General features: G+C 58.1%; 5 protein-coding genes and 1 tRNA gene. All 6 read right to left on the bottom strand.

All coding sequences use genetic code 11. The features are described from left to right. Positions 1 to 653 precede the first annotated feature (653 nt). A tRNA-Lys gene (locus JMJ97_RS06480) sits at positions 654 to 726 on the bottom strand. Positions 727 to 754: 28 nt separating this feature from the next. After that, positions 755 to 2035, bottom strand: a complete 1281-nt coding sequence (locus JMJ97_RS06475; protein ID WP_260699582.1) for an aminopeptidase — start codon at positions 2033 to 2035, stop codon at positions 755 to 757. Between the two features lie 89 nt (positions 2036 to 2124). After that, a complete protein-coding gene (locus JMJ97_RS06470) occupies positions 2125 to 2700 on the bottom strand; it encodes an ABC-2 transporter permease (protein ID WP_035136480.1) in 576 nt (191 codons plus the stop codon). Next, positions 2701 to 3579 (bottom strand): phosphoribosylaminoimidazolesuccinocarboxamide synthase, encoded by an 879-nt coding sequence (locus tag JMJ97_RS06465; RefSeq protein ID WP_035136481.1) that lies wholly within the window; start codon positions 3577 to 3579, stop codon positions 2701 to 2703. Between the two features lie 118 nt (positions 3580 to 3697). Further along, positions 3698 to 5263, bottom strand: a complete 1566-nt coding sequence (locus tag JMJ97_RS06460) for a sensor histidine kinase (RefSeq protein WP_055310312.1) — start codon at positions 5261 to 5263, stop codon at positions 3698 to 3700. A gap of 11 nt (positions 5264 to 5274) precedes the next feature. After that, on the bottom strand, positions 5275 to 5997 hold the full coding sequence (locus tag JMJ97_RS06455; protein WP_006236208.1) for a response regulator transcription factor: 723 nt from the start codon (positions 5995 to 5997) through the stop codon (positions 5275 to 5277). Positions 5998 to 6000: the final 3 nt, after the last annotated feature.

Genomic DNA, 6000 nt, shown 5'->3' with positions numbered 1-6000 from the left:
AACAAATCCAAGTTAGACCATTTCAAATGGTTCGATGTCTGCCCGGATGCGACACTGAAGTGAGTGTCCATCCTCGCAGTATCCGGTTCTCAAGGTGCACGCCTGCGCTGGTTCCCGGTTCCACCGGGCCGCGCGGCAAGGAGATATATTGCCAGACCGGAGGGGCCCCGTGGGCGGGAATCGCGCACTCCATATTTTGTTCACAAATAAATAGGTCCCTCAGTCGCATCACTGAGGTTAAAACTGAAGCATTGGCTTCTGATATTGGCGATGACCAGCTGTTTTATGTGTATTGAGACATCGGTCATCTCTGGAGCGCTACTTTACTCCAAAGGCATCAGTTATTTGTTTCCCATCGGTAAAAGGCGGGTTTTGTTCGCCAAGCGTTCTTATATATAGCTAGATACGGGTTCGAACCCGTGCACCGGCAACAAAAAAGCGACCAACCGGAGTTGATCGCTTTCTATTCCATGGTGGGCCGTCAGGGGTTCAGCCTGCTTCGCAGGCGGCCGCTGCGGCGCTTTCGCGCCTTGCGCGCTGCGCTGGCAAACGCTCACGCGTTTACTCAGCTCCGCGCCCCGACGGGTTCGAACCCATGAAAGGGCGACAAAAAAGACGGCCAACCGAAGTTGACCGTCTCAACAATCTTTGGGTGGGCCGTCAGGGGTTCGAACCCTGGACCTTGGGATTAAAAGTCCCCTGCTCTGCCAGCTGAGCTAACGGCCCGCGGGTGGCATTGTACCACGGTCTGGGACTATTCCCAACTCCATTGGCCGTTCTGGAAAATCACAACTTCACGTCCATCAGGCGTAATGCCCACAATATCGATGTCGTCCGTGCCGATCATAAAATCGACGTGCGTGCTCGAGACGTTAACGCCATGCTCCAGAAGCTCCTCCTTGGACATGTCATACCCACCCTCGATGCATTCGGGGAAACCGACACCTAGCGCGAGATGGCAGCTAGCGTTCTCGTCATAGAGCGTATCGTAGAACAGAACACCACTTTCGCGGATCGGCGTGTTCTTGGAAATGAGCGCGACCTCTCCCAGGTGAGCAGCGCCCTCGTCAGTATCGATGATACTTGCGAGCGTTGCCTTGCCCACGCGGGCGTCGTAGTCCACCACGCGGCCGCCCTCGAACTTAATCCAAAAATCTTCGACCTTATTGCCGTGATGGATGAGCGGCATGGCCGAGTACACGATACCGTCGGCGCGCATGCGATCGGGCGAAGTGAAGACTTCCTCGGTGGGAATGTTGGGGAAGAAGGGGTGCCCATCGGGCGTCTTGCCCTTGCCGCCGGCCCACTCGTGACCTTTCGTCATGCCAATCGTCAGATCGGTTCCATTTGCCGCGTTGTAATGCAGGTAGTCGAAACGATTGTCGTTCAGGAAACGCAGGTTCTTTTCGAATGCGGCGTCATGGAGTTCCCAGTCGCTCTCTGGGTCCTGGCCATCGGCGCGCGCGGTGTGCAGAATCGCATTCCACAGCTTATAGATTGCAACCTCATCGGCGTCTCCCGGGAACACCTCGTGCGCCCAAGCCACGACCGGAGCGCCGGCGATGCACCACGGATTGATGTTGTAATCCAGTCCACGGCGGAAAACTTTGCACTGCGTATTCCTCGCCTTTGATGCCGCGGCCGGCTTGGCTGGATCGATGCCCTTGAGGGCCGCAGGATCCGCACCCTCGATAAAGACAAAGCAGGCACCATCCTGGGCCAAGGAATCCAGCTGCATGCGCTTCCACTCGGACGTCTGCTCAAAATAGCTTTTCTCGACATGCTCGTACGTGAGCCTCGTCACGGCATCATCGGCCCAAATGACCGTCACGTGGCCGGCGCCGGCAGCATAGGCCTCCGCGACCACCACGCGCGCAAACGGCGCGCACTCGACCGGAGACTGAACGACGACCTCCTGGCCGGGCTTGACGTTTACGCCCTTGCGGACGACCAGGCGCGCGTAGTTTTTAATCTTGGGCTCCAGGGCCTTCATGCCCTCCAGAGCCTCTTCGACCGTCAGGGCAGCTCGAATCATGTGCCACTCCATCTATCTATAGAACAGTAAAAAGGCGCGCCGCAAAAACGACGCGCCTTATATCTTAGCGATAAGTATGTATGCAAACGCTACTTCTTCTTGGAGTCCTTCTGGTCCTCCTCGGCAGCCGCGCGCTCAATAAGAGCGTTGAGCTTGTTCTCGGACATGCCCTCGGCCTGCGCGCGGTACATGTTGCGCAAGGGACGAATACGAGCGAAGTCGTAGATAAAGTCACCTAGGATGATGACATAGGACAAAACGATGCCGACCATCTGGACAGGGCTGGACACCATGCCAGCGGGAGCGAAGTACAGCGAGGCCCAAATTGCCACGACGAGCACCATGCCAATGGCGAGCACAATCCACCAGATGCGACGGCGCTTGGTGTAGTCCTCGTCCTGCTTGAGGAGGATATTCGACACCGTATAGATGCGGTCCTCCTTGGCGCGCTGCTTGGCCTTGCGGGCGCGCTTCTCCTCTTTAGAGAGGCCCTCGAGGTTCTCGCCCTTCTCGAGCTCTTTGCGGCGTGCCTTAGACGAAGCCGGCACGACGCGAACGGAGCTCGCTGCTTGGCGGGCGGGCTTAGCAGATGCGGCAGACTTGCGCGCAACCCCGGTAACTTCGTGGGATTGCGTGCGCTTGTTCGTGGCGCTACGGGTACTCACTTATGCGTTCTCCTTCATGCTTGTGAACTGGGAGCCCGTGATGATCTGGAAGGCCTCGCGATAGCGCTCGGACGTGCCATCGATGACCTCGGCGGGCAGGTGCGGGGTCTCCCCCGTCATATCCCAGTTGGCCTTGAGCCAATTGCGGACGAATTGCTTGTCGTAGCTAGGCTGGATCTTGCCCTCCTCGTAGCTGGCAGCAGGCCAGAAACGGCTGGAGTCGGGCGTGAGGCACTCGTCGATCAGCGTGACCTTGCCATCGATGACACCAAACTCGAACTTGGTGTCGGCAATGATGATGCCACGGGTCGCGGCGTACTCGGCAGCGGCCTTGTAGATCTTGAGGGAAAGGTCACGAATCTGCGTGGCGATGTCCTCGCCCACGATCTCGCAGCAACGCTCGAACGAGATGTTCTCGTCGTGGTCACCGATCTCGGCCTTCGTGGACGGCGTGAACAACGGCTCGGGAAGCTTGGAAGCCTCGGTCAGGCCCTCAGGCAGCTGGATGCCGCAGACGGTGCCATTCTCGTCGTAGGTCTTCTTGCCCGAACCGGTCAGATAGCCGCGGACGATGCACTCGATAGGAATCGTCTGGGCCTTCTTAACCAGCATGGCGCGGCCAGCGAGGTAGTCACGATACTCAGCAAACTCCTCGGGGAAATCCGCCGGGTCGATGGAAACGAGATGGTTGGGGACGATGTCGGCAAACTTATCGAACCAGAATGCCGAGATGCGATTGAGCACCTCTCCCTTAAACGGAATCTCGTCGGGAAGAATGAAGTCGAACGCAGAAATGCGGTCGGTGGCGACCATCAGCAGGTTTTCACCGGCATCGTAAATATCACGAACCTTGCCACGGGAATCCGGACGACGCTCCATCGTTGTCACGTGAGTCACTCCTTACCTAAATACGACAGAAATGCGGGTTCTTTCCCGCATGTTTTCGCAAACTCGGAGCGGCAGGGACACGGCCCCTCCTTCACCGAATAGCGAAAAGCTAGTGCTCCATTGTAGTAGATGCCGCGTCCGCCATGTGCTCGCGGGGCAGATGAATTGTAAAAGTCGTACCCTTTCCAAGCTCCGACTCCACGGATATGTAGCCATGGTGACGCTCGACGATCTGCTTGGTCACGGCGAGGCCGACGCCCAGGCCGCCAGCTTCGCGGGCGCGGCTGGCATCGGCGCGCCAAAACCGCCCGAAAATGCGCGACAGATCGTCCTTGGCAATACCGATGCCGGTATCAGAAACGGCAATGCTGACGTGCCTGCGGTCACTGAGCACCGACACCACGACCCAACCGCCCTCGGGGGTGTAGCGCATGGCGTTGCTCATGAGGTTGATAACACATTGCGTGATCATGTCGGGATCGGCCTCGACGACATCGTCGTGCCCTTGGGTTTCATCTGCAAAGCGAAGACGAAGGTCACGGTCGGCAAACAGACGCTCCTGGCCGTTCACAATCGATCGCACGAACGGAACCATGTCCACCGGTTCTAGATTGAGCGGAGCCGTGCTGTTTTCCATACGCGATAGGTCGAGCATCTGCTGCACCAGACGAGCCAGGCGACGCGTCTCGGAAGCAACGGTCTCCAAATGCTCATCGTCGGTGGGATACACGCCATCCTGCATGGCCTCGACCGTTGCGAGCATGGCCATAAGCGGCGTGCGAAGCTCGTGTGCAACGTCTGAGGTCAGGCGCTTCTCGTGTTTCATATCCTTCTCGAGCGAGGTGGCCATCTCATCGAAGGTCTCACCCAGCTGATCGATCTCGTCATCACCGCGCAGCCCCGTGCGAGCCGACAGGTCGCCGTCACGGATTTGCTTTGCGGTACTGGTGATGCGATGAATCGGCTTGGTGAGCATGCGCGACACGAGCGATCCGATAACGACCGAAATGCAGATTGCAACAACCGCGGCGAGGGCCATAGCGTTAAAGGTCTTCTCCCTAAACGCAGAGTCCGCCTTAGTGAGCAGAGCGTCGGAGCCGATGGCCCACAGCTTTACCTGTCCGACATGCTCGCCGGAAGACGTTACAATCTCGACGTTAGCAACGCTATCGGAGTCGGTTGGAGCAGACGAGACCGGGCTATGCGATGCCCTCTTGCCGCTCGTGTCGTCGGTCGTAGCCTGGTTTTCGCGTACATCGGCGGTGGCGCTTGCCGAGGGCCATGAGTCGTCGTAGACGATGACGCCCTTTTTATTGACGACCTGCATGCCCAGATCGTCGGAAACCAAACTCGACGTTGCGACCGTGCGCAGTTCTCCCGCGGTCCAAGAGCCGTTTTCCTCATATGAGGTTGCCAACTTCTCGGCAGCGGAATTTGCGATTTCGACGATATTGGAGCGTGTGTAATCCGAAAAGACCGTGCCCCACACAACAGAGACAACGCCCACCAGCACCAATACCGTCATGAGCGATGTCAGAGCAAAAGCAAGTGCCATGCGCGAGGGATAGCTCATCGTTGGCCGTGAATCGGAACGAGGCGTGTTCCAACTAGCCTTGGAACCCGCCTCGCTCTCCTGCTTGTGCTTTTGTCCGATTTCAAAGCGCGCAGGTGTCATATATGATTTCCCTATTTCTCGTCCGACTTATCGGTCTTGGCCGGAGCCTCGAAGCGATAGCCGACACCATGGACGGTGTAGAGCCACTTGGGCTTCTTGGGATCATCGCCCAGCTTGGCGCGAAGATTCTTCACGTGGCTATCGATGGTGCGCTCATAGCCCTCAAAGTCATACCCGAGCACTTTCTCGACCAGCTCCATGCGGTTATACACACGGCCGGGATGGCGGGCAAGCGTGGTGAGCAGCTTGAACTCGGAAGCCGTCAGATCGACTTCCTTGCCCTCGACCAAGATCTTGTGGCCCGAGATATCGATGACCAGATCGCCGAAGTCGAGTACCTCGACGGCGGGCTCGTCGGCCTGATGGGCACGGCGGAACAGAGCGCGAACGCGAGCGACGAGCTCGCGCGGCGAGAACGGCTTAATCAGATAGTCGTCGGCGCCGAGCTCAAGACCGATAATACGGTCCTCGATCTCGCCCTTAGCCGTCAGCATGATGATGGGGACATCCGAGGTATCGCGAATGGTGCGGCAAACGCGCTCGCCGGGAATCTTGGGGAGCATAAGGTCGAGCACGACCAGGTCGAACTGATGCTTCTCGAACTCCTCGATCGCGGACTGGCCGTCGCCGACGCCCACAACCCAGTAGCCTTCGCGCTCGAGATAGGCAGCGACGGCGTCACGGATTGCCTTCTCATCCTCGACCAGCAGAATCTTTTTTGCATCTGAAGCCATAAC

The organism is Collinsella aerofaciens (genome assembly GCF_025289055.1).
Classification (GTDB): domain Bacteria; phylum Actinomycetota; class Coriobacteriia; order Coriobacteriales; family Coriobacteriaceae; genus Collinsella.
This window is presented reverse-complemented; position numbering and strand designations above follow the sequence as displayed.

What these genes read in the sequence shown, in the direction of transcription:
- JMJ97_RS06460 (WP_055310312.1), bottom strand. Translation starts at nt 5,263, where the DNA reads ATGACACCTGCGCGCTTTGAAATCGGACAAAAGCACAAGCAGGAGAGC.
- JMJ97_RS06475 (WP_260699582.1), bottom strand. Translation starts at nt 2,035, where the DNA reads ATGATTCGAGCTGCCCTGACGGTCGAAGAGGCTCTGGAGGGCATGAAG.
- JMJ97_RS06465 (WP_035136481.1), bottom strand. Translation starts at nt 3,579, where the DNA reads ATGGAGCGTCGTCCGGATTCCCGTGGCAAGGTTCGTGATATTTACGAT.
- JMJ97_RS06455 (WP_006236208.1), bottom strand. Translation starts at nt 5,997, where the DNA reads ATGGCTTCAGATGCAAAAAAGATTCTGCTGGTCGAGGATGAGAAGGCA.